The 24,454-nt window shown below is 60.3% G+C and carries 22 protein-coding genes and 2 tRNA genes; 8 read left to right on the forward strand and 16 right to left on the reverse strand.

Features of this window, described 5'->3' with window-relative positions; translation table 11 throughout:
- Positions 1-13: 13 nt before the first annotated feature.
- The 5 genes from trbL to AC04SI_RS29790 are packed head-to-tail and all read left to right on the forward strand — an operon-like array spanning position 14 to position 4,607.
- A complete protein-coding gene (gene trbL, locus AC04SI_RS29770; RefSeq protein ID WP_488475425.1) occupies positions 14-1,336 on the forward strand; it encodes a P-type conjugative transfer protein TrbL in 1,323 nt (440 codons plus the stop codon).
- The gene (trbF, locus tag AC04SI_RS29775) at positions 1,337-2,062 is read left to right on the forward strand and encodes a conjugal transfer protein TrbF (protein WP_488475426.1); all 726 of its coding nucleotides are present in this window, start codon (positions 1,337-1,339) and stop codon (positions 2,060-2,062) included.
- Positions 2,059-3,087, forward strand: a complete 1,029-nt coding sequence (gene trbG / locus AC04SI_RS29780) for a P-type conjugative transfer protein TrbG (RefSeq protein WP_488475427.1) — start codon at positions 2,059-2,061, stop codon at positions 3,085-3,087. Before trbF ends, trbG begins: the two co-directional genes overlap by 4 nt.
- Before the next feature lie 11 nt (positions 3,088-3,098).
- Complete coding sequence (locus AC04SI_RS29785) at positions 3,099-4,316, forward strand: TraB/TrbI/VirB10 family type IV secretion system protein (protein ID WP_488475428.1); 1,218 nt, start codon at positions 3,099-3,101, stop codon at positions 4,314-4,316.
- 12 nt (positions 4,317-4,328) lie between these two features.
- Complete coding sequence (locus tag AC04SI_RS29790; RefSeq protein ID WP_488475429.1) at positions 4,329-4,607, forward strand: DUF2274 domain-containing protein; 279 nt, start codon at positions 4,329-4,331, stop codon at positions 4,605-4,607.
- Between the two features lie 788 nt (positions 4,608-5,395).
- On the opposite strand, the gene AC04SI_RS29795 is transcribed toward AC04SI_RS29790, so the two are convergent.
- From AC04SI_RS29795 to AC04SI_RS29855, 13 genes are all read right to left on the reverse strand, one after another.
- Positions 5,396-7,156, reverse strand: coding sequence for a phospholipase D-like domain-containing protein (locus AC04SI_RS29795; RefSeq protein ID WP_488475430.1), 1,761 nt, complete (start codon positions 7,154-7,156; stop codon positions 5,396-5,398).
- Entirely contained in the window at positions 7,153-10,725 is a 3,573-nt protein-coding gene (locus AC04SI_RS29800) for a DEAD/DEAH box helicase (protein WP_488475431.1), read from the reverse strand. Before AC04SI_RS29800 ends, AC04SI_RS29795 begins: the two co-directional genes overlap by 4 nt.
- 241 nt (positions 10,726-10,966) lie before the next feature.
- Positions 10,967-12,277 carry a tyrosine-type recombinase/integrase gene (locus AC04SI_RS29805; RefSeq protein ID WP_488475432.1) on the reverse strand — a complete coding sequence of 437 codons (1,311 nt, stop codon included), beginning with the start codon at positions 12,275-12,277 and terminating at the stop codon, positions 10,967-10,969.
- 212 nt (positions 12,278-12,489) lie between these two features.
- Positions 12,490-12,565, reverse strand: a tRNA-Phe gene (locus AC04SI_RS29810).
- A 193-nt stretch (positions 12,566-12,758) separates the two neighbouring features.
- Positions 12,759-12,956: a DNA gyrase inhibitor YacG gene (gene yacG, locus AC04SI_RS29815; RefSeq protein WP_006200929.1), complete on the reverse strand. Its 198-nt coding sequence runs from the start codon at positions 12,954-12,956 to the stop codon at positions 12,759-12,761.
- Entirely contained in the window at positions 12,953-13,579 is a 627-nt protein-coding gene (locus tag AC04SI_RS29820; RefSeq protein ID WP_006200928.1) for a Maf-like protein, read from the reverse strand. Before AC04SI_RS29820 ends, yacG begins: the two co-directional genes overlap by 4 nt.
- A 24-nt stretch (positions 13,580-13,603) precedes the next feature.
- Positions 13,604-13,822 (reverse strand): translation initiation factor IF-1, encoded by a 219-nt coding sequence (infA, locus tag AC04SI_RS29825; protein WP_006200926.1) that lies wholly within the window; start codon positions 13,820-13,822, stop codon positions 13,604-13,606.
- An 88-nt stretch (positions 13,823-13,910) separates the two neighbouring features.
- Positions 13,911-14,363: an arsenate-mycothiol transferase ArsC gene (locus AC04SI_RS29830; RefSeq protein WP_404281618.1), complete on the reverse strand. Its 453-nt coding sequence runs from the start codon at positions 14,361-14,363 to the stop codon at positions 13,911-13,913.
- A 1-nt stretch (position 14,364) separates the two neighbouring features.
- A complete protein-coding gene (locus AC04SI_RS29835) occupies positions 14,365-14,850 on the reverse strand; it encodes a UPF0262 family protein (RefSeq protein WP_006200922.1) in 486 nt (161 codons plus the stop codon).
- Between the two features lie 4 nt (positions 14,851-14,854).
- Entirely contained in the window at positions 14,855-16,147 is a 1,293-nt protein-coding gene (gene hisD / locus AC04SI_RS29840) for a histidinol dehydrogenase (RefSeq protein WP_404281488.1), read from the reverse strand.
- A gap of 9 nt (positions 16,148-16,156) precedes the next feature.
- Positions 16,157-16,591: a DUF2948 family protein gene (locus AC04SI_RS29845; RefSeq protein ID WP_488475433.1), complete on the reverse strand. Its 435-nt coding sequence runs from the start codon at positions 16,589-16,591 to the stop codon at positions 16,157-16,159.
- A gap of 247 nt (positions 16,592-16,838) precedes the next feature.
- A complete protein-coding gene (gene murA, locus AC04SI_RS29850; RefSeq protein WP_006200919.1) occupies positions 16,839-18,131 on the reverse strand; it encodes a UDP-N-acetylglucosamine 1-carboxyvinyltransferase in 1,293 nt (430 codons plus the stop codon).
- 135 nt (positions 18,132-18,266) lie between these two features.
- Positions 18,267-18,443, reverse strand: coding sequence for a hypothetical protein (locus tag AC04SI_RS29855; protein ID WP_120018508.1), 177 nt, complete (start codon positions 18,441-18,443; stop codon positions 18,267-18,269).
- Positions 18,444-18,604: 161 nt separating this feature from the next.
- On the opposite strand from AC04SI_RS29855, the gene AC04SI_RS29860 reads away from it, so the two are divergent.
- Positions 18,605-18,679: transfer RNA gene (locus AC04SI_RS29860), tRNA-Thr, on the forward strand.
- 137 nt (positions 18,680-18,816) lie between these two features.
- Here the strand turns inward: AC04SI_RS29860 and AC04SI_RS29865 are convergent.
- On the reverse strand, positions 18,817-19,269 hold the full coding sequence (locus tag AC04SI_RS29865; protein WP_404281493.1) for a hypothetical protein: 453 nt from the start codon (positions 19,267-19,269) through the stop codon (positions 18,817-18,819).
- 603 nt (positions 19,270-19,872) lie between these two features.
- Here AC04SI_RS29865 and AC04SI_RS29870 point away from each other — a divergent pair.
- Complete coding sequence (locus AC04SI_RS29870) at positions 19,873-20,955, forward strand: sensor histidine kinase (protein ID WP_404281495.1); 1,083 nt, start codon at positions 19,873-19,875, stop codon at positions 20,953-20,955.
- Positions 20,956-21,317: 362 nt separating this feature from the next.
- Complete coding sequence (locus AC04SI_RS29875) at positions 21,318-22,475, forward strand: extracellular catalytic domain type 1 short-chain-length polyhydroxyalkanoate depolymerase (protein WP_404281497.1); 1,158 nt, start codon at positions 21,318-21,320, stop codon at positions 22,473-22,475.
- Between the two features lie 42 nt (positions 22,476-22,517).
- On the opposite strand, the gene AC04SI_RS29880 is transcribed toward AC04SI_RS29875, so the two are convergent.
- On the reverse strand, positions 22,518-22,790 hold the full coding sequence (locus tag AC04SI_RS29880) for a hypothetical protein (protein ID WP_404281499.1): 273 nt from the start codon (positions 22,788-22,790) through the stop codon (positions 22,518-22,520).
- Between the two features lie 86 nt (positions 22,791-22,876).
- A partial coding sequence (gene katE, locus AC04SI_RS29885; RefSeq protein WP_488475434.1) for a catalase occupies positions 22,877-24,454 on the reverse strand: 1,578 nt, incomplete at its 5' end.

Consider the following 24,454-nt stretch of genomic DNA (forward strand, 5'->3'; position numbering starts at 1 on the left):
GGAAGGCAGCGATATGAATGACCTCGGCGTCATAGATCGCTTCATGGAGACTTTTACCCGCTTCATCGATAGCGGGTTCGGTCTGCTTAATGGCGACGTCGCCTTCCTCACTACCATCCTGATCGGCATCGACATCACGCTGGCCGGCCTGGTCTGGGCATTCGGCGGCGAGCCCAACATTCTTGGCCGGCTTGTCCGAAAAGTGCTTTATGTCGGCGCCTTCGCGTTCATCCTGAACAATTTCAAGAACCTCGCTGACATCATCTACCGCTCCTTTGCCGGGCTCGGCATCAATGCGTCCGCCGGCAATCTGTCCGCCGACAGTCTCCTGCGGCCAGGCCGGATTGCAGCAGCCGGCTTTGAGGGCGCCTGGCCGCTGCTCAATCAAGCGAGCCAGCTCGTCGGCTTCCCCGAGATCTTTGGCAACGCGCTGACCATCTTCGTGCTGCTTCTGGCCTGGTTCCTGGTGCTGATCGCCTTCTTCATCCTTTCCATCCAGCTCTTCATCACCATCCTGGAGTTCAAGCTCACCACACTGGCCGGCTTCGTCCTGGTGCCCTTCGCGCTCTGGAACCGTTCGGCGTTTCTGGCCGAGCGCGTGCTCGGCAACATCATCTCGTCGGGCATCAAGGTGATGGTGCTGGCCGTCATCGTCGGCATCGGCTCGACGCTCTTTGGTGAGTTCGCATCCGCGCTGCAGGGCAAGGAGCCGGACCTCGCCGCGGCCATGTCGCAAGTGCTGGGTGCGCTGGCGCTGCTTGGGCTGGGAATCTTCGGACCTGGAATTGCCTCGGGTCTTGTCTCAGGCGCGCCGCAGCTTGGCGCGGGCGCAGCACTTGGAACCAGCGCGGCCGCCGCCGGTTCAGCGCTCGTTGCCGGAGGCGCAGCCTTCGCCGGCGCTCGAATGGCAGCCGGCGGCGGTCTGGGTGCAATCCGTGCCGGCACAGCTATGGGATCGGCCGCTTCCACAGCCTGGCAGATGGGGCGTGCAACATCGCCCGAGTCCGGCCTCTCCGGGATAGCTGCTGGCCTGCACGGCGTTGCGAGTGCCGCTGGCGGCGCCGCCATGCGTGGGATGCGATCCACCGCAGAACCCCTCCGCCGTAGCGCCGATGCCGGTCGCGAGGCTGCCTGGACCGCGACCGGCGGCACGCCGACCAGCTCGATGACCGGAAGTTCCCCCGCTGCGGATCCAGCCGCCGCGCCGGCATGGGCAAGACGCCTGCGTTCCGAACAATCCGCCCGTGCCCATCGCCACGCCGCCACGCAGGCGGTGCGCGATGGAGATCGGGGCGGAAGCGGCGCCAATCCCTCTCTCAATGACAAGGAAGACTAGATGCTCTTCAAGCGACCCGTTCAGCGTTACGGAAAGACGCCCGAGCCCGTAACACCTTACCAGAAGGCCGGCCAGCTCTGGGACGAGCGCATCGGCACGGCTCGCGTCCAGGCCAGGAACTGGCGGCTGATGGCTTTCGGCTGCCTCGCTCTAGCGACGGGGCTTTCCGGTGGGCTCTTGTGGCAGTCGATGCAGGGCCGCGTTGTGCCCTATGTTGTAGAGGTAGACCATTTTGGCGAGACGCGCGCCGTCGCGCCGGCAATCCAAAACTACCAGCCCGACGATGCCCAGATCGCCTGGCATCTCGGCCGTTTCATCCAGAATGTCCGCTCGGTCTCCACCGATGCGGTTCTGGTGCGGCAGAACTGGCTGTCGGCCTACGACTTTGCCACCGACCGCGCAGCCCTCTTCCTGAATGAATACGCCAAGGCGAACAACCCTTTCGGTCAGATCGGCACGCGCAGTGTGTCGGTCCAGGTGACCAGTGTGGTCAGGGCGTCCGACAGTTCGTTCCAGGTCAAATGGACCGAGCAGTTATTCGAACGCGGCAGCCTCGCCAGCACGACGCGTTGGACTGCGATCCTCACCGTCGTGATCCGCCCGCCGACGAACACCGATCAGCTGCGCAAGAACCCGCTCGGCGTCTTCATCAACGCCATCGACTGGTCGCGTGAGCTCGACAGTGCTGCGCCGACATCCGTTTTTCCCAAAGGAGCCCGCCAATGACAAATAAAGGCCCATCGTTTCGTGCCGCGTTGATGCTGTCGGCGTCGGCTGCGGTTCTTTCTGCCTGTGCTTCGAAGCCGTTGCCACCGCCGCAGATTTCCTATGACGCGGCTGACTTCAAGCCGGCCGCCATCGAGAAGGCGCCAGAAAAGCCGGTCAAGGTCGTCGCGGTGCCAAAGCCTCTGCCGCTGCCCGGTCAGTTACAGCCTGAGCCCGGCAAGGTCGCCGACGACAAGCGCTCGCCTGAAGAACGGGTCGCCGATGCCAACAAGGCGGCGACGCAGCAACCCACGAAGTTTGGCTATGTCAATGCGGTGCAGGTCTATCCCTTTGCCGACGGCGCGCTCTACCAGCTCTACGCCGCGCCGGAGCGCGTCACCGATATCGCATTGCAGCTAGGCGAGAAACTCACATCGGTGTCGGCAGGCGACACCGTCCGCTGGGTGATCGGTGACACAACGAGCGGCGCCGGCGATGATCAGCGTACCCATGTGCTGGTCAAACCCTTCGCGCCGGGTCTTGCCACCAATCTGGTCATCACCACCGATAGGCGATCCTATCACCTGCAGCTTCAAAGCACGGACAAGACCGCTATGGCGGCGATCTCTTGGACCTATAGCGAGGATCAGATCATCGCGCTGCGCCGTCGCAACGCTCAGGCCGAGGCCTCCACCCCGTTGGCCGCAAATGTGGCCCTCGAAAACATCCGTTTCCGTTATGCGATCACCGGCAACACGCCGGCCTGGCGCCCGAAGCGCGCCTTCGACGATGGCAGCAAGGTCTATATCGAATTCCCGGGGCGCATCGATCAGGGCGAGGCGCCGCCGCTCTTCATCGTCGGTGCCGACGGAGACAACCAGCTCGTCAACTATCGCATGCGCGGCAACTACTACATCGTCGATCGCCTCTTCGCCGCGGCCGAGCTCCGTCTCGGTACCAAGCAACAGCAGGTGGTGCGCATCACGAGAACCGACGGCCGGCAACCGCCGCGGCGGGTGTCGCTGTTTTCCCGCTTCGGCAGGTGAGGGGAGCGCTCATGACCGACACCACTCGCCCCAATGTCCCGCCGAAGCTCGATCCCGAACAGCTGCAGCTGCGAACCTCGCCGCGCCGAGTTGTGCGCTTCAGGCGCGGCATAATCGTCGCGGTCGCAGCTGTTGGTTCCGGCGCCATCTTTGGCGTCACCATGATGGCGCTGCAAGGACCGGCACTGCACCTGAAGCAACAGGCCGAAGAGCTTTACAACACCGACCGCAAGCCAACGGCCGAGGGACTCGATACGCTTCCCAAGGACTATTCCGGGATCAAGCCGAAGGCTCCGGTGCTTGGACCGCCACTGCCTGGCGATCTCGGCCGTCCCATCCTGGAGCACCAGCGCCAGCTCGGCATCGCGCCCGACCAGGAGGTATCCGCCGAGGAGCAGCGGCTCGCACAACAGGCGATCGAGGCGCGCGAGTCGCAAGTCCTCTTCCGCATCGAAAACCGCCCCACAGAGAGGGATATCAGCAACAGCGGTCAGGGAGCGCCGCCGCCGTTTGAGGCTACGCCTCCGCAATCCGATGCCGCACGTGCGTCAGCTTCCGTTGCACCGGCCGAGGGCGACCAGAACAACCAGCAGCGCAAGCTCGATTTTGTCGACCAGCGGAATACGAGTGGGATATACAATCCGCGTGCGCTGCAGACGCCGGTCTCGCCCAACCAGATCATGGCTGGTAGCGTGATAGCTGCCAGCCTGATCACGGGCATCAATTCCGATCTGCCCGGCCTCGTCGTCGCCCAGATCACCGAGAATGTGCACGACAGCGTCACCGGCAGCATTCTACTCATTCCGCAGGGCTCTCGCCTGATCGGCACCTATGACAGCGTTGTTGCCTTCGGACAAAGGCGCGCGCTGCTGGTCTGGCAGAGAATAATAATGCCCGACGGCTCATCGATCGAAATCGACAATCTGCCGGCGACGGACACCGCCGGTTATGCGGGGCTCGAGGACAAGGTGGATTTCCACACCTGGCAGCTGATCAAGGGTATTGCGCTCGCCACATTGCTGGGCGTCGGCACCGAATTGAGCTTTGGGGAACACGAGAGCGACTTGGTCAAAGCAATCCGTGAATCCGCCCAGCAGAATGTCAGTCGGGCCGGCCAGCGCATTACCGAAAAGAACCTCAACATCCAACCCACAATCACCGTACGCCCCGGCTGGCCGCTACGTGTGGTCGTACAAAAGGATCTCGTGCTGCGGGCCTACCCGGGCTGAACAGGAGCAATCATGTCGACCCTGAAACTCCGAAAGCTTCCGGATCGGACACCTTCAAAGATCACCATAAGCGTTAGTGCCGAACTGAACCATGCGCTGAACGACTACGCGGCGCTTTACCGTCAGACCTATGGCGAGTCCGAAACCGTGGCTGAACTAATCCCCTTTATGCTGGTCGGATTCCTGGAAGGTGACCGGGCATTTGCCAAGGCCAGAAAGGAAGGCCTGCCCGGCGCCGGCGTGTTGGGGAAACTGCGAAAGCAATCAGCTTCAACACTGGACAACGCGTAGCACGGGTTATCGATTTCGGGACACGACTGGCCCTTGATCGTGGTCACGCTGCCTTGGCCCCTGCGACCGCTCCGCCGGGTCTTACGCGTCAGGCTCTCGCTTTTACTGCGAGCGTCTGTTCCTTGGGTGGCCTCTGTATGATTATGGTTGCTTCTCCAGGAGAGGGGCTCGCCGGCAACCCTTGAGCAATATCGGCGTTCCCCTGCCAACTAGGCGGCAAGGGGATTGGACTGTTCCCAATGGGGGAGCAACCAACGCGAAAGGTTATGTCGGTCTCAGTGGCCCGTACCGGAATCAGAGAGAGCATGCGATGCTCTTGCTGTGCGACTGCTCGCAAGCGGGCGCTATATGCGACAGACGCACTTTCATCTAGACCGGTCTAGGCGACATTGCGGAATTGCTCGATTTTTAGAGATTCGTCGGAGCCTGATGAGGCGTTCTTGATGTTCTCTTTGAACTGGCCATAGTTTGCGCCAACCGGAACGCCAAATTACCGCACTCGCACCAGCGGAAGCTTTTGTTGAATTATACTCGGACTCGGTCACGTACTTCGCGAGCCGTAAATCTTGCAAATAGTGGTCTTGGCTCGAATATGTCCCTGTTATCAGCGCCGCATCACTAAGAGCATGCGATCCAAAGAACGGAAGGCCTTCCGGTTGCGCGTAGACACCGTGAAAGCGCAAGCTCTTCTAGTATTTTATAGTTTTCTTTTGGATCAACAAAAGGGTCCAGACACGACTAGAAAGTTGCAAACGTGATATTGGAAGCTGTAGCGCGAACGGCCGGCGCTAGCTGACCTCAAGAGCGGCCGCTACCTCAAATCGGCGCAAGAAGTTTTCAGCAATCTGGGGCGCTTTCACAAGAACGCCGATTTCACGGAATGGCGCTTTGTCAGACGGGTCCGCGGACAACCAGTTAAAACTAGACATTGCGAGGTTGTCGTCATCCCACCCCATAACCTTCGCGTGTATCCTAGGGCGATGCACCGGTCTGACCTTCACTCCATCCTTCGCAAAGGTCCGAATAAGATCTGCTCCAGCTTCACCTGAGAGAGGACCGGTCGTCCTTCCATAAAAAAAGGACGCATCTATACCGCGCTCCTTCGCTGCTGCAAGCGCAGGGAAGAGCGCTAGCGACTCGCCGCTTATACCGATGCGATGGCTAAGCGCGAATATTCTCTTTTTGGCGGAGTCGCGGGCCTCCAAAACCAGTTTTGCGTGGTCTGTCCCATACAGCAATCTCATTGGAACAGTCCGGCCACGGGGGCTTGGCATATCCATGACTCGGCGCCCTAGCACTGCCAGTTCGATCGCGAGATCGTTCCATACTCCAGGCCTACCTTGAGCAAGACCAGCAAGCTTACGAATTAACTGGCCGATCAGCAAAGGTTCGCGGAGACGGACAGATGTCTCGAAACTTTTGTAGTCGGAAGCTAGCCAGTTGCATGAGCCGACCAATGCGTTCCACCCCTTCGCAGAGTCCGCAAATACAACTTTTGCGTGAGAGTTGGTGGAGAAGGGATGGACAGTTATCAACCCGCTTCGGCCAGAATCGTCGACCATCGCCTGCATTTTGGCCGCGGCAGCCTGTGATGATCGCGTGGGGGATCCAATATCATCTTGCCCCCAGAGAACATCCACCCTCACTCCGCGCTCTGCCGCACGGAGGAGCAGAGGCAATACTAAACCGGCGCGTTCATCGCTTACGAAGGTCGAGTGGATGATAACTCGTTCCGAAGCTAGCGCTACCGTGCGCTCAAATGATCTCCAATGGTCTTCCCCATCTAGAATAACATCGGAGGGATCATATGCAGCTGCGACGTCCTTTGTTGCCTCTTGCGATGTTTGTTGAATGATTGCTTCGGAATCTAGCTTCTGGGACGTACGACGACTTTTGTGCCTCAAGGCATCTGCCGCTGCATTTAGAACCGCAAATCGCAAAGCCGTTGGGGCGCGTGCCGGCAGCCCCTCGATCACTCCGTCTCTAACCGTTACAACCGCGTATCGATCCATAAGCTTTTCGGCCCCGCGGTCGACGCCCACGATTAGCTCATCATCCCCCTCGAGAGCAGTAAACACCTCACCCATGTCCTCGAGCTCATGTGACGGGGAAGCCTCAAGATAAACGACGGGACTATCTTCCGCGCTTGAGGGCAGTTGGTTCTTGTGGCGTACCTCAAGCTCCCTGCCCCGGTAGACGCTTCCGGTCACCTGGTCGACTATGAATGCTCTCCACCGCGGTTCCGTTGTTGTGGCTGAAGGAAGCTGATCGAATTGAACACGGGATGAGCCCGACGGCGTTATCTGGAACAGTGACCCCTTTGGAGAAGCGACAACTTCGACCCAACCAGCACGCATTAATCTAATAAATGCCTCGACAACCACGCGGCGCGGCAACGCCGTTTTCTCAGCTAGCTCAGCTGCGGAAGCTGCGCCGCGCGATACCGCATCAAGCAATAAGTGCTCGATGACGCTCCAACGACGTCCTCGTTCGATGATAAAGCGCCTGCTACCCTTCAGGACAGGAAATGCTACTTGCACGTCAGTCACTTCTTACCCCCTTTAAGCGTATCCCACGGGACAATCGACGCGTAACCTGCGGATGCCTCTGCATCGAGTGCAGCTAGGAATTCCGACAAAAAGCCAATGTCTTGTTCAGGCAGACGCTGCGCGACTGTCACAATCTGCCTATAAAATGACAGACTTCCGACAATGATCAGCCGCCATTTTGCACGGCTGAGAATGACGTTCATTCTGCGGTTGTCTCTCAAAAACCCAAGAGCTCGCGCAGGAGTGGCATGATGGTTGTTACGCACCATCGAAACAACTACGGCATCTGCCTCGTCGCCTTGAAATGAGTCAACCGTTCCACAAAAAGTCGCTTCGTCAACGGCGGGAGCGAACCCAGACAAATTGGACAAATGGCCAGTGCGATTTTGGTCGATCAAACGATCTATACGACGAACCTGTTGCCAGTACGGCGACAGTACCGCGAGAGACGGACGCTTGCCGTCGAATGCAGGGGAGAGATGTCTCAGAACTTGGACAACTGCGGCCGCTTCATCAGGATTGGAATAGGGCGGAAATCGATCCCCCCCACGACCGCCGGGTCCTTCCTGCTGGGAGTACGGCATATCAATAAACACTATTGGTCTGTCAGGCAGACTCTTTGTATCGCTACTCTTGATTGGCGATGGTGTATTTGCAAACTTTGCGGCCTGCTTGGCATTGGTTTCCAACTCGCCGTCGTAGAAGCACTTTGACACAATCCGAGCGATTGCCGGATGCATTCGGTACTGTTCGTTCAGGCGTCGACCAATACGGGGTCCGACGTCTCTCTTCTTCTGACGTGTCAACTCGCGCTCAACGAAGGTCTCGAATAGCATAAGGAGTGAAAGCGACTCTGCGCAGGTACGACCGAAGTCGTCTCCTTCTTTGGAAACTTCATCGAAAGTTTCGTCGATCCCCGGATCCTTCAGATACCCTGATACAAGCTTATCAGCCAATTTTACGACTTCCTGGACCGCTGTGGTAGAAGACAAAAGCTTTTCCATCTTGTCGACATCGAACGGGGGGAGCTGCTTATGATCCCCAATCATTAATCGTCGATGAGATAGCAAAAGCGGCGATAGCAGCTCACCACCAGTGGCCTTCCCTGCTTCTTCAACAATCGTCCAATCGAAAAGGCCTTGTTCTTCGATAAGCCGCTCGACCGCCGCCGAGTTAGTGGTGGCAAAGACAAGATTGGCAGCTCTGAGGATCATGCCCTCGAATGCCCGAAGCTCGGCAGCAATGCGTCGGCTTGCGGCATCTCCAGTCGATCGGCGTGCACCAGCCGGCCTTTTGGCCAAAGCTAATGCCCTGACCCTTGCCGAGAGACGTGGCGATGCTTCTTCCATTATCGAGCTGGTTGACAGATCTTGGAGCAGCTTGTCAGCTTGTACATCAATCTCTAGTTCGCCAGCCGCGTCGTCGTCATCTGCAGCGCGAGCCCGTACCATCAATGGTCGCTTGTCTTGCCCGGACGATTCAAATGCTGCCCTTACCTCTTTCATTAGATGATCGATAGCCGAATTGCTCTGCGCAGAGAGTAGAATGCGGGAAGTAGAATCGTCGCTCATGCGGCGGGTTACAAGATCGCCAACAAGGAAAGTTTTTCCTACTCCGGGTGGACCTTGTAAAAGAAACAAGGGAATAGTGCCCAGAATTTCGCGTAAAGCGCTTTGCTTCGACTGATCCAATCTCTTGAAAGCTTCTGCGCTCTCATCGAGAGGATCTTGACTATTTTCGATCCGAAGGCGCGGATCGACGAACATGCGCAGAAGCTCTCCGTGATTTTTTAGCGCTGTTAGCGCTTTCAAGCGTCTTTTGAATTGAGCAATCCGCCCTGACATATCCGCTGGAACAAGAAATCCAAATGAGCGAGTTTGAGGCAATGCCTGCCCCTCGAACTTCATATACTCGACGTCTTTCACCTCTTCGAAATCGACAAATCGCCAGGCAGTTGTCGTCGCAGAACGTTCGCCCAAAGCTCCAGGTTCTGAGAATATCCATCCTCCTTCGTCTCGGGGAGTTTCAGAGTTTAGCAGCTTGCGCAATCGCACTGCGGGAGCATCTAGCCCAAGCAATGTGGAAAGCTCTGCGCGATCTCGATCAGACCGCGAGACGACATGCATGGTCTTTTGCTCTTCGTGGCCTCCAACTGTCCCCTTCGACATCACCTCAACTGGAAAGATGTCGGCGGCCGCATCTGACATCTCCAAAATTAGGAGCAGCGCGAACGCCTGGTGCATGCGCGACATCTCAGTCTTGTGGCTCGTCAGCCCGACGGTTCGGCGAATATAGTCGTCCCAATGCTGGACTTTGCCTCGCCTTCGGGGGAACGATTGGAGTGCATCCCCACTCTTTACGAGATCGATCGCGGCAGTGTTGATCAAAGTCGCGCCGACCACTACATGCCGTGCCGGCGGCTCAAGATCGACACGTTCACAAAAGGCAAACTCCCAGTTTGCCGTATCAGGTGAGTTCGGGCGCCGGTATGGCATCAGGCGATACGTCAGGCGCTGGCCAAGAAGGACATACCGAGCAGATCCTCCGTCGCGAATTCCTATTAACTGAACTTGATCACCAAGATCGTCGCGCAGAAACCGAAGCTGTTGCTCGTCGTCCGCAATTTCGATTTGGCCATGCGACGCAGTCCGTATCGCTTCAGACAAAGGACTGCTGGAACCGAGCCTCACGGCGACACATAGAGATGCCTCCTTACCTGCCGCCCCTGCGGCGATGTCATCAATTATCGCCCGGATGCGCGTCGCAATATATTCTCCGTCTAGGCGTTCAACGTACTCGAGACCTAGCATCGCACGTAGAAGCCTCACCTCCCCGGCAGGAACATGATCAGCGACTCGAGACGCTACAACTCTCAGGTCGTTCAGCGGCGCCAGCGGAACATCTAGTATAAGCGCGGAGAGTTGAGCGAGATCACGCCAGTCTCGGGCGAACGAGAATGCTCGCTCCTCGCGCGGGGCCCTTAACCGCTTCTGATCATTTGCGTCGATCGCTACCACGCGCATCGACCATTCAAAGCCCGTAAGCCTGAAGTCCGGCTCCTCCTCGCTCAGCGCCGTCACAACGCACCAAGGGTCAATGTTTCTGTGGATAGTGCCCTGCGAGTGGAGCAGCTCAACCCCGTCTACAAGCCGAAGTATGTTCGCCCAGAGCGTTCGCCGAGCGCGAGGCTGGCGCGCTTGAGCCAGGAGTGGTGCCTTTCGTGTTGAATTTAAGAGGACGTCCAGTGGACTTCCCTGGCCGGGATCAAGTACGACATAAAAGCCATCCTTATCCTTGCCACTAGCTACCATTGGTACAAAGAGCTCATCCGCCCGAGGTACAGCTGCTTGGCGCTGCAGTTGGCGTATTTCGCTCCGCCAAATTATTTCCAAATCGCTGTCATCGACGCCCTTGGCACGTGGCCACGATTTGATAAGTACCTCTCTGGAATCGTGAGTCCGCGCCGCATCCAAGCCAGCCCGGCCCTGCTTCCGGTCAGGCTTTATTAGATACTTATCATCAATCGTATATTTTGACAGAAAGCCCGATTTTGATTTGCGCCCAACCATCTTGTCCCCCACCCTCGGCTTTATGATCAATACAAAATATCGTCTGAGATGGAAGGGGGACAATTCGGCTCTCAACAAAAGATGCGGAGAATCCAGTTCAAGTCTCTTGGTCGCCATGAGTTCATTACGTGGGATAAGACAAAGACACTGCGAGAACTAGTCTTCCTCCTGGTCCTGAGGTCGCCAGACGATACGAGAGAATACGAAGGAAATGGGTTGTCAGTTTCGACGTTTTTTGAACTCAGTATGATCTTCGAAGGTTGGAGGCTCGTCTCGGCGTTTGGTGAACCGTCGCTGTTGGGTTCAAAGTGGACCCTCGCGATGGTGTATGGACAGCAGGCTTGCCGCGTTCCCCGATTGAGATCACCCGCGCGTTTTTGCTCTCCAGTTCATCCAGATAATCGGCCCACCATTGCATCATCTTAACGCGCTCTTCCCAGTGCTCTGCCCGGGCGTAGGCGCGACGCACGTCGTTGTTCTCGATGTGGGCCAGCTGCCGCTCTATGGCGTCCGGATGCCACTTGCCGCATTCGTTTAGCAGAGTTGATGCCGTTGCTCGAAAACCGTGCGCGGTAGCTTCATCTTTGCCATAGCCCAGACGCCGAAGGGCGGCGTTAAGCGTGTTGTCGGAAATCGGGCGCGACCCCGAGCGGACACCAGGAAACAACAAAGGTCCTCCACCGGAGATTTCTCTAAGTGAGATCAGGACGTTGGCGGCCTGTCTCGAAAGGGGCACGCGATGCGGCCGTCGCATCTTCATGCGTGCTTGAGGAATGATCCACACCGAGCTTTCGAAATCGAACTCGTCCCATTCGGCCGCGCGCAGCTCGCCGGGGCGGGGAAACAGCAGCGCCATCAGCTTTAAGGCCGCTCGGGTAGTCGGCTGTCCATCAAATGTATCGATCGCCCTAAGCAAGCCGCCCAGGGCTTTGGGCTCGGTGATTGCGGCGCGTGGCGTGACCGTTGGGCTGATGAGTGCGCCTCTCAGTGCGAGCGTCGGATCTGCCTCGGCGCGTGAAGTTGCGATCGCGTATCGAAACACGGTGCCGATAGTGGAGCGCAGTCGCCTGGCCGACTCGTATCGCCCGCGTATCTCCACGCCACGGAGGGCCATAAGGACGGTTGCTGGATCGATCTCCCGAATGCATTTGTCGCCGAAGGTGGGATAGGCAAAATCGAGCAGCCATTTCACCTTGCTGATCGTCCGGTCGGCACGTCCCTCCTTCGTAAGTTTGTCAACATATTCGTCAGCAATTGAGCGAAAGGACTCCTTCGACGAGTCGGCCTTCCGCGAACTGCGTTCCTGTCCGGGATCGGTGCCAGCTATCAGGAGACGTTTAGCGTCATCGCGCGCCTGGCGTGCCTCGGCGAGGGAGACGAGAGGATAGCTTCCCAGCGCCAGAAGTTTCTGCTTCCCGTCAAACCGATAGGCGAGGCGCCATAAGCGGGTTCCGGTGGGCTGCACCCAAAGCTGGAGCCCGCCACCGTCGGACAATTTCAAGAGCTTGGAAGCTGGACGGGCGTTTCGACATTTCACGTCGGATAAGGCCATCTCTGGGACATCCTATTGGCTGCTTCGATACCAACAGGTTGTCCGATACCAACAAAAATACCAACCCGCCGGCTCGTTGGCCCAAATACGCCGAAAATCCGGGCAACACGCCCCGGTACGCTGTTCGCGCCAAAAAAATAAGCGATTTCAGCCATTTATGGAGCCGTGGGCATAGAGGCCTCGGGGGAAGGGCATGTCGGGAGAAGAGGGGATGGTGCCCAGAGGCGGATTCGAACCACCGACACGCGGATTTTCAGTCCGCTGCTCTACCAACTGAGCTATCTGGGCCTCGCCGGCAAACGAGATATCGTTGACCGGATTTCAGGAAAGCGCCGTGGGCGCCCCTTGAAAGCGCGTGGGTTATAGCACGGGAATTTCGCCTGTCCAGCGCCTAAGCGTTGATTTCAGGTGGGAAACGCCAAGCGTTCTGGAACACCGATCATCTGCCGTGGCGGCAGCGAGGTAGCCGCCCCAAACGGGCCTATTTCGGCCCGTCCGCGTCCGGCTCTTCCTCGTCGTCGCGGGCGGTAATCACATAAGCGCCCTTCAGCCAGCGATTGAGGTCGATGTCCTTGCAGCGCGTCGAGCAGAACGGATAGGTCTCGCGCGCCGATGGCTTGCCACATTCGGGGCAGGGGCGCTTCGGGCGCAGCGGCGTCACCTTGTCGTCCAGGCTCATGGCCGCGCGGCGAGCCAGCTGGTGTGGACTTTGAAGCCCTCGCCGGAAAGCAGCGCCACCGTCTCGTAGAGCGGCAGGCCGACGATGTTGGTGTAGGAGCCGACCAGCTTGACGACGAAGGAGCCGGCCAGGCCTTGCACGGCGTAGCCGCCGGCCTTGCCGCGCCATTCGCCGGAGGCGACATAGGCATCGATCTCCTCGCGCGGCAGCCGCTTGAAACGCACCCTGGTTTCGACCAGCCGCAGGCGCTGCTTGCCGCCCGGCGTGATCAGGCAGATGCCGGAATAGACCCGGTGCGAACGGCCGGACAGCAGGCCGAGGCAATTCACGGCGTCGTCGAGCGTCTCGGCCTTGGGCAGGATGCGCCGCCCGACGGCCACCACCGTATCTGCGGCGAGCACGAAGGATGGCGCATGGTCGTCTTCGCTCTGCAGCGAGGCGAGCGCCTTTTCAGCCTTCTCCTTCGACAGCCGCTTGGCCAGCGAGCGCGGATGCTCGGCGCGCAGCGGCGTCTCGTCGACATCGGCCGGCAAAACGCGGTCCGGCTCGATGCCGGCCTGCTGCAAAAGCTCGATCCGGCGCGGCGAACCCGAAGCAAGCACCAGCTTCTGCAAAATGCTCATCGCGATTCCGGCAGGCTCTTGATCTTACTTGAAACGGTAGGTGATGCGGCCCTTGGTCAGGTCGTAGGGCGTCATCTCGACCAGGACCTTGTCGCCGGTTAGCACGCGGATGCGGTTCTTGCGCATGCGGCCGGCCGTATGGGCGATGATTTCGTGTTCGTTTTCGAGCTTCACCCGGAACATCGCGTTGGGCAGCAATTCCGTCACGACACCCGGAAACTCGAGGACTTCTTCCTTCGGCATTCGATACCTTTGCTTGGATGGCAGTTCCAGCGCGCCGGCCGGAATTTGCGGCGGAACCTATATGATAATCATCCGCTTGTGAACACGCTTAATCCGCGGCGTTTTTGGCCCTTGGCGCGAGGAAACGGCCGGATATCCGCGCCTTCAGCCGCTCGCGCACGTCGCGATAGGCGGCCATGATGTGCTCGCGCGTGCCGCCGGCGCCGGTCGGGTCGGGCATCGGCCAGTATTCGACGTCGACGGCGAGCGAGCGGGTGAGTTCGAGCGCGGCATGGTGTGCTTCCGGCGCCAGCGTCACGATCAAGTCGAAATAGTCGTCCTCGAGGTCGTCCATGGTCCTTGGGTGACGCTCACCAAGCGTGAGACCCTCCTCGGCCAGCACCGCGTCGACGAACGGGTCGCGTTCACCACGGTGCACTCCAGCCGAGGCGACGAACGTCGCGGAAGGCAGCATGCGCCGCGCCAGCTGCTCGGCCATCGGCGAGCGCACGGCGTTCATGCCGCACAGGAACAGGATCGAACGGGGCAGAGGGGCAGGCAGGTCAGCCTCGCCAGTGCAGCACGCAGACCAGCGTGAACAGCCGGCGCGCCGTGTCGAAATCGATGTCGATCTTGCCGGCAAGCCGGTCCATCAGCGTTTGCGAGCCCTCATTGTGCAGGCCGCGCCGGCCCATGTCGATCGCCTCGATATGGCTGGGCGTCGAGGAGCGGATGGCGTCGTAGTAGCTTTCGCAGATCAGGTAGTAATCCCTGACGATGCGCCGCAGCGGTGTCAGCGACAGGATGTGGGTGACCACAGCAGCACCATCCTCGCGCGCCACCGCAAACACCAGGCGCGACTCGGCCAGCGACAGCTTCAGCCGGTAGGGCCCGGCGCCATCGTCATTGATCGGCTGAAAGCTGTTTTCCTCGATCAGGTCGAAGATCGCCACCGCGCGCTCATGCTCGACGTCGGGCGTCGAACGGCCGATCGATTCGTCGAGTTCGACGTCGATCAGCCTGGCGCGGGTTCGATCGTAGTCAGACATGGTTCTACATGTTCAGCCTGATGGCGACGGAACGTCCATGCGCATCCAGCCCTTCCGCTTTGGCCAGCGCGATCGCCGCCGGCGCCAGCGCCCGGAGCTGCTCCGGCCCGAGCTTCAGGGTCGAGGTGCGCTTGACGAAGTCGAGCACCGAAAGGCCCGAAGAAAAGCGCGCCGATCGCGCCGTCGGCAGCACATGGTTGGAGCCGCCGACATAGTCGCCGATCACCTCCGGGGTGTGCCGGCCGAGAAACACCGCACCAGCATTGCGCATCCTGGACAGGAAGGCTTCCGGATCGTCGATGGCGAGCTCGACATGTTCGGCCGCGATACGGTCGACCAGCGGCAAAGAGGCCTCGATCGTCGGTACCTGGATCACCGCGCCGAAATCGCGCCAGCTTGCCGCTGCCGTCTCGGCGCGCGCCAGGCTCTGGAGCTGGCGTTCGACCGCCTGTTCGACCGCCTTGCCGAAGGCCGGGTCGTCGGTGATCAGGATCGACTGCGCCGACACGTCATGCTCGGCCTGGGCCAAAAGGTCGGCGGCGATCCAGTCCGGGTCATTGCTGCCGTCGGCCACGACCAGAACTTCCGACGGTCCGGCGATCATGTCTATGCCGACGGTGCCGAACACCTGGCGCTTGGCGGCCGCGACATAGGCATTGCCGGGCCCGACGATCTTGGCCACCGGCCTGATCGTCTCGGTGCCATAGGCGAGTGCCGCGATCGCCTGCGCGCCGCCGACACGGTAGATCTCGGACGCGCCGGCAATATCGGCCGCCACCAGCACCAGCGGATTGATGATGCCGTGGGGCGCCGGCACCACCATGACGATGCGCTCGACGCCGGCCACCTTGGCCGGCACGGCGTTCATCAGCACAGAGCTCGGGTAGCTCGCCGTGCCGCCCGGTACATACAGGCCGACGGCCTCGATCGCCGTCCAGCGCGAGCCGAGCTCGACGCCGGCGGCATCGGTATAGAGGTCGTCCTTCGGCTTCTGCCGCTCGTGATGGGAGCGGATGCGGTCGCGCGCGAAGCTCAGCGCCTCGATTGTCGCCGGATCAGCGTCGTCGTAAGCTTTGGCGATGTCGTCCCTGGAGACGGCAATGCCAAGCTTGTTCAGGTCGGCCTTGTCGAATTTCTGCGTGTAGTCGATCAATGCCGCGTCACCTTCGGCGCGCACGCGCGCTATGATGGCGCGCACGGCGGCATCGACGTCCTCCGACACCTCCCGCTTGGTCAACAGGAAGGCGGCGAAACGCTGTTCGAAATCGGCATCGGACTGGCGGAGCGTTATGGCCATCTTGTGCGCTCAGGCCCTGTGCACGGGGCGCGAGGTGGCTTCCCAGGCGCCGCCAATGTCGGCAAGCCGGGCCTCGATGCACTCGACATCGAGCATGATCGTGCCGCCGCCTGCAAAGATCAGCTCGACGATACCGGCGGGTTTGCTGATCTCGACGAAGGTGATCGCCAGCAGCGACAGCACCTCGGCCGGTTTGTTTCGGGCAATGCCGTTGGTCTTGGCGCCGAGCACGCGGTCGAAATGCAGCACGGCCTGCCGCCGCTCATTGTGCTGGCGGAACAGGCCGGACTTCGCCTCCCAGACGAAGCGGTTCATGGTCAGCACGAAGCGCTTGGCCGCCGGCAGGAATTCAAGGTCGCCGACCTTCATCACTGCGTCCTGGACATGGGCCGAGACGATGCTCAGATCCTGATCGTCGAGGGCGACAAGCTTGAGGGCATTCATGCGGATTTCGCACCTGAAAGTTGGTTTTCAGCTTGTTAGGCGGTCTTGGCGATCCGCGCAACCGCGCCAACGGCCCCAGGTTTGCACTGCCCCTCATCGCCCTGCCGGGCACTTCTCCCCGTATAGTGACGGGAGTGAGGCGTGGTCCGCGCAGCGGATGAAAAGCCAATTGCTTGGCTTTTCGAACGACGAACGCCCGGAGCGACAGCGAAGGGCAGGACGCTGGGCGGCGCCGACCTTTCGATTGCTAACCGGAAATCCGCTCGATCACCGCGCCGCAGCCGGAGAGTTTCTCCTCCAGCCGCTCGAAGCCGCGGTCGAGGTGATAGACGCGGTTGACCGTGGTCTCGCCTTCGGCCGCCAGGCCCGCAATGACCAGCGACACCGAGGCGCGCAAATCAGTCGCCATCACCGGCGCGCCCTTCAGCTTCGACACGCCGTCGACGATCGCCGTCTGGCCGGAGAGCGTGATGTGGGCGCCGAGCCGAGCCAGCTCCTGCACGTGCATGAAGCGGTTTTCGAAGATCGTCTCGGTGATGCGCGACTTGCCCTTGGCCATCGTCATCAGGCCCATGAACTGCGCCTGCAGATCGGTCGGGAAGGCCGGGAACGGCGCCGTCGTCACGTCGACCGGCGCAATGCCGGCGCCGTTGCGCCGCACGCGGATGCCGGAATTGGTCGGCGTGATCTCGGCGCCGGTCTGGGCGATGACGTCAAGTGCGGTCTGCAACAGCTCGGGACGAGCGCCCTCCAGCACGACGTCGCCGCCGGTCATTGCCACGGCCATGGCATAGGTGCCGGTCTCGATACGATCCGGGATGACCCGGACGCGGGCGCCGGACAGCGCTTCGACACCGTCGATGGTGATGGTGGGCGTGCCGGCGCCGGAGATTTTCGCGCCCATGGCGTTGAGACAGTCGGCGAGATTGACGATCTCGGGCTCGCAAGCGGCGTTTTCAAGCACCGTTTCGCCCTTGGCCAGCGAAGCCGCCATCATCAGCACATGGGTGGCGCCGACCGACACTTTCGGAAACACGTAGCGGTTGCCGACGAGGCGGCCGTTCTTGGTCTTGGCGATGACATAGCCGGTGTCGACGTCAAGATCGGCACCCAGCGCCTGCAGGCCTTCGAGGAACAGATCGACCGGACGCGTGCCGATGGCGCAGCCGCCGGGCAGCGACACTTTCGCCTCGCCCATGCGGGCAAGCAGCGGCCCGACGACCCAGAAGGACGCGCGCATCTTCGACACCAGCTCATAGGGCGCGGTGGTGTCGACGATGTTGCGGGCGGAGAAATTGATGGTGCGCGAATAGCCTTCCTGCTGCTTCTCGCGGCGGCCGTTGACCGAATAGTCGACGCCGTGATTGCCGAGGATGCGGATCAGCTGCTCGACATCGGCCAGATGCGGCACGTTCTCCAGCGTCAGCGTGTCGTCGGTCAAGAGCGAGGCGATCATCAGCGGAAGGGCGGCGTTTTTGGCGCCCGATATCGGAATGCTTCCGGCAAGCTTGTTGCCGCCGACAATTCTGATGCGATCCATGGAAGAACGTCCCCTCGGCCGAATGGCCGGTTTCAATCGTTTGAGTATCGGCCCGTCTAGACCATTGGCCGGCTTGGTTCAAGAAATAGGATTTCCACAGGACCAAGTGTGGCCGGCCAGTGTGGCTGATTTGAGTTAATCTTTTCCCGTTTTGCCCGACGCCTGCAGCCCTTCAGGCCGCTCGTCGGCCGCGCCGGTGCGTCGCGAGCGCGACTGTGCCTTGCGTTTCTGCAGATTGGCGCGCAACTGCTCGGCAAGCCTGTCCTTGCGGCTCGCGCCACTCTTTTTCGCTGGAATTGTCTTGTCGTCCATCGTCCCGTCCCGGCCGGCGACCCGCCAGCCCGGCATTCAGGGATAGCCAACATTGTGGCGCCGCCATGTCATCAAAAGCTATCCGGCAAAGGCTTTCACAGATGCGTTGCGCTTGGCCTTGCGCTTGCCGGTTCGATATGGCAGAAGCCCCGCCATCGGCGGCTGCGGTAGCTCAGTGGTAGAGCACTCCCTTGGTAAGGGAGAGGTCGAGAGTTCAATCCTCTCTCGCAGCACCAGCCTATCGGGCCATGATCGCCGACGAACGGCGATGCTTTAAGGCAGCGAGCTATCCCCCGAGCCCGCAAGAGTGTGGGACATTGACCGGAATCAGCGGTTGCCATCGTAGCCCTCCGCGACCTTGCCTAAAGATTGCCTAAATGCCCGTGCCCCTAGCGGCGTCCTCGATCAGTTCGGCTACCAGGTTACGGAACCGCTCATCAGACCTATCGCCTATGTTTCCCACATCTTTCGCCACGATCCCAGGTGCGGACACTGAGACCCCTCCACTCAACTGAACGCTGACAGTGAACGTCCTTCTGATCTTCTTCTCCGGTCCTCGCTTCCTGTAGATTTGGAACCGGATTGACGGCGTTGACGCTTTGACCTGGCGGCGTGGGGCGGTGTCTATGTCGACAGTTATCTCGCCTGCCACGTCAGCCTTGGCCGCTTCCAACGACGCAACCACGACGTCATTTAGCCAGGTCCTGGCTTGCGCGCCGAAGTCCGCCAAAGGGGCCCCGTGCTCCGCCTTCTCATCGCGGGGATACTCCTCCTGCTGACGGCGAGCTTCCTTTCCACGCTCAAGCGCTTCTTTGAACTTAGGCATCCTGGCCCTCCGATCTTGTCGCCGCATGGGGCCGTCTGTTGGATCGGCCATAGCTGCTCCATCGTAGAACGCGCGGAATCGGCATTATGTTGCGTAAGCGTATCCGGAGAGGCCGCTGCGAGGGCGCCTTAGGGGCGAAGCTGGCGGCGCCGAGCTAGTGCGCACGTGAGGATCCCAAACGCCTCCCGTGCCAACCGGCTTCCATGAGGCAGTAGATTGTCTGTTGGCAACTTTGATTTTGGCTCCGCCTTATCGGCGCAGTGGTTAATGCCGCAGACTTGATGGAACATTAGCCAAATCTAAGAGTTCGTGTTGAGCGGGACTCGGTTCGCAAGAGCGGGGTTCTCTCTAGCATGGCACAAGAATGGCCGAAGCGATGGCGCAAGAAAATGGCCGACAAACCGCCGCGAAGTGCGGTGTTCTGTAGGCAGTTTCGGCGGCGCAGATCGTCTGGTCCTGCAATGTGACGTCATCGGCCGCTCCGTGACACGAGGCTGGTGCCTTCCTACTCCTGAATACCGCGTCGCCGCTTCCAGCTTTGGCGGTGGCGAGCGAAGTGCATGACTGATGATATTGAACTCCCGAAGCAAGCACAGGCCCTAGATGACATCGGATTCAGAAAAGGCCGAGGCGGTTGAGCAATTGCTCGATACGCCTGACCTCGCCACCGCGCTGGAAAGTGAACAGTTCAAGAAATTCCTCGACCAGGTGCCGATCGCGATTGCCGTTTCGGACCTGAGCGGGAAGGAGCGCGTCGTCTATGCCAATCCGGAATTCGAGCGACTGGCCAGCCTGAAGGCGGCCAAGCTTACCCGGCAAAACTGGGCAGCAATTTCCGGCATAGGCATTCATCCGCAGAAGGACCGGCCGCTGGCCGAGGCCGTAGTCGAGGAGACCGATTTCGTCGGCACCTTCCGGCTGCAGCGCGACGAGGACAATCAACCGATTGTCGACGTCTATTCCAATGTCATCGAAGACGACAACGGCAAGGTCTGTTTCAGGCTCGTGGCGCTGGTCGACGTGTCATCCCATGGCGAAACTGAGGAAGCCCGTTCGGTGGAGGAGCGCGTCCGCGAGAAGGACACCCTGCTGCGCGAACTGCAGCACCGGGTGAAGAACAACCTGCAGATGATCACCGCATTGATCCGTCTGGAAACGCGCAATGCAACCGAGCCAGACCAAAAACGATTTGAGCGGCTCGCCGGGCGCGTCGACGCTCTGGCGATCCTCTACCAGACTCTATCGGCCGACGAGCAGAAAGAGGAGGTCGATCTCGGCGTCTATCTCAGCCAGATCGCGTCGGCGGTGATGAGCTCGCATGCGGTCGAGGGTATCCGCCTAAACATGAAGGTGGATACATACCCAGTGTCTATCAATGTCGCCATGCCGACGGGCCTGGTCGTGAACGAATTGCTGACCAATTCACTCAAACACGCCTTCCAGGGGCGCGAGGGCGGCACGATAACGCTGCATAGCATCGTCAGTGGCGACGGCTGCCGGGTCATAATTGCGGACGACGGAATCGGCCTGCCGGAAGGCGAGACATGGCCCAAGCCCGGCAAGCTGGGTGCGCTGATTGCACACTCACTGACCGAGAACGCCAAGGCGCAGTTCGACGTCGAGTCTAGCGCCGGCGAAGGGACGAAGGTGACCATCGTCTTCAAGCGATCAGCGGCAGCAAGCTAACAATTGCCCAGCGCACATAGCATACTGGCGGATGCTTTCATGTTGTGGCCACCCAAGCCGACCCCCCAAAGCTGACTCGGTCGTTAGGCATCCGACGGTCACCGCCTCTGCCCAAGGCCGTCATCCTACTCAGAGGTGATGAGAATGGTCAGCGGATCCGAGCGCAGGCCGGGTATTGCTCCACGTCCACGATGGGTTTTTGCTTACCGGAAATCGAGCTGGATGCGGCTCGCCTGGTTTGTGGCCGTGCCCTTCATCGCATCCCCCGTTTCAATTTTTGTGCAGTGCAGCAACGATACTGTGGCAATCGCGTTGCACCTGTTGCCGTCCAATTTCGGGCGTCACAACGAAGGACGCTCCCTTTGCGAAAAATCTCCGACACGATCGCGCGGCTTGCCGCGCTGAGAGCACAACGCTTCACTGAAACCATCGAGCACGGCGCGCCAGACCATCTCCTTCCTCTAGTGGGTTTCGGCTCAAATCCGGGGGCTTTGAAGTCAAAATATTATCGTCCGAAAAGCCTGCCAAAGGGCGCACCTCTTGTTGTCGTGCTGCATGGCTGCACCCAGAACGCGAATGCTTACAACTTTCACTCAGGCTGGTCGCAATTCGCTGATGAGCTTGGTTTCGCATTGATCTTCCCCGAGCAGCAACGCGCCAACAATGCTAACCTTTGCTTCAACTGGTTCGTGTCTGGGGATATCCGGCGCGACAACGGCGAGGCGTGTTCCATTCGACAGATGATTGAGGCGGCGGTCGTCGCGCATGGTCTTGATCGCAAGCGTATTTTCATCACCGGTCTTTCCGCAGGTGGCGCCATGGCGACAGTGATGCTGGCGGCTTACCCGGAGGTGTTCGCCGGCGGGGCGATCATTGCAGGGCTTGCCTACGGCAGCGCCTCGACTATTCCCGAAGCCTTCGACCGTATGCGGGGCCATGGTGGCCCATCCAAAGCCGAACTCCAGCGGCTCTTGAACGAGGCCTCTCCACACAACGGTCCCTGGCCGAGAATTTCGGTCTGGCAGGGTTTGGCCGACAACACCGTTGTGCCCTCGAATGCCGACGCGATCCTCTCGCAATGGCAAGGGGTGCATGGCGTCGGCAAGGCCCCGACACGCACGGAAGAAGTCGATGGTCAAGCACGGCAGGTCTGGTGCGACACCAGTGGCCGGGAACTGATCGAGAAATATACAATTGCCGGCATGGGCCATGGCACGCCGCTCAACACGACCGGCGACGATGGCCTCGGCAGGGCAGGGCCATTCATGCTGGACGTGGGGATTTCCTCGACACGCCATGTCGCCCGCTTCTGGGGTCTCGCGAAGCCAAGCGTGCGGCGCCCCGGAAAAACCGAGCCCGCTTCGGGCGCCGCGTTGCAGACTTTTACGCAGGCGGAAAAACCGCGGGCGGTTCATATCGATCCCACCCCGGAACCGCAGCCTCTCAACGCGCGTGGTTCGGCTGCGGGCATTACCAAGGTCATCGAGGACGCATTGCGAGCAGCAGGGTTGATGCGCTAGCGTCGTCGCCGTCGTGAAGAACGGCAGCGACGACCCACGCGATCATTCCCTGTGTGGGGGCGCTGGTGAGCGGGCGGGTTCCTGGTCGTCCACGCTGTTTTCGTTCACCCGCAGAGCCTTGCCCTCAACCTTGTGCGGTTTGAGCAGGTCGCCGGAGTGCTGGTCCGGCGACGCCGGCAAAGCGGAAGGGTCGCGGTCTTCGACGCTGTTTTCGTTTACCCGCAAGGCTTTGCCCTCAACCCTATGCTGACGGGGTTTGTCGCCAGATTGCTTCTGCGGCTGGCGGCCTTGATTTTGCACGGTGTCATCGTCCATTTCCAACTCCTTCGTCATTGCCTGCTCCCACTCTGGACGACGGGCGCAGATGCGCGCGGTTCCGCCGCTGAAGGCTGCCGCACTGGCTACGACATCTTCACCTTGGGCTCGCGCGCCCATAGACGCAGCGCGCCAAGGACCTTCAGAAAATTGGCAACATCCTTGGGTCCAGAGAGCGCAACGCATCCCTCGTCGAGAGTGTCCACAATGCCTGCCTTCTCCAGCAACGGCATCGCGGTATCGACGTAGCCGATGAACTTGCAGTGCGCGAAAGCGTCAGCCACGAAATCGCGAGCCGTCGCTTCCTTGATCAGGTCTGCCATCGCCGCCTGCGAGGGCAGCAATGCGACTGCGTCGTAGAGGACGGAGGGGCCGCCGCCAATCATCTGCTGCGCCTCGATCAGGCTGCCGTCGCTGGCCTTTGCGCCGCCAACCTTCGGGGCGATGATCTCGAAACTGGCACCGGCCTTGGCCACTGCACCGGTCAGCGCCTTGAGCAGCGCCGCATCGGTGCCGTCGGAAACGAGGATGCCGAGCTTGCGGCCCTCGAACCGATCGGGGCCGTTAGCCAGGATGCTGAGCGAGGGTGCCGCCGCAAGATCCTGCCGCGTGGCAATGGCCGCTTCGGCGGGCTTCGGCATCGCCTTCAGGCCAAGCCCGTCGCCGACCTTTTTTGCCAGGCCCTCGTCGATGTTGATGAGGTGGGACACCATCCGCTCGCGGATGGCCGCTGTCTGCACCTTGCTGAGTTCGAAGGTCAGCGCGGCCGCGATGTGGCCTTGCTCCGGCGGCGTCTGGCTGATGTAGAACTGCCGCGCCTGGCTGTAATGATCGGCGAAGCTCTCGGCACGGATGCGTTGTTTCGGCCCCTGTTCGGTTTCTGCAAACGAGCGGAAGCCGCGCTGCGGCGACTCCCTTGGGCCTTCGCCGAATGAATTCGGCTGGTAGTTCACCCTTCCGACTGGATTGCGCATGGCCATATGGCCATCCTGCTGGAAATGGTGGAACGGGCACTTCGGCGCGTTGATCGGGATATGCGTGAAGTTGGGTCCGCCCAGCCGCTTCAGCTGGGTGTCGAGGTAGGAGAAATTCCGTCCCTGCAGCAGCGGATCGTTGGAGAAGTCGATGCCGGGCGGAACGTTTTGGGTCATGAACGCGACCTGTTCGGTCTCGGCGAAAAAATTGTCGGGCATGCGGTCGAGGACCAGGCGACCAACCGGGATCGGCGACAGGATTTCCTCCGGGATCAGCTTGGTGGCGTCGAGCACGTCGAAGTCAAAGCTGTCGGCAAAGTCCTGATCGAACAATTGCAACTGCAGCTCCCACTCCGGAAAATTGCCGGCCTGGATCGACTCCCAGAGATCGCGCCGATGGAAGTCGGGGTCGGCACCGTTGATCTTGACCGCTTCGTTCCAGGCCACGGATTGAAGTCCAAGCTTCGGCTTCCAGTGGAATTTCACGAAGGTGGATTCGTCCTTGGCATTGACCATCCGGAAGGTGTGGACGCCGAAACCCTCCATGAAGCGGAAGGAGCGCGGGATTGCCCGGTCCGACATCACCCACATGATCATGTGCATGGACTCGGGCGTCAGCGAAATGAAATCCCAGAAATTGTCATGCGCCGATTGCGCCTGCGGGAAGGCACGATCGGGCTCCTCCTTCAC

It is taken from the genome of Mesorhizobium sp. CNPSo 4689 (assembly GCF_057784325.1).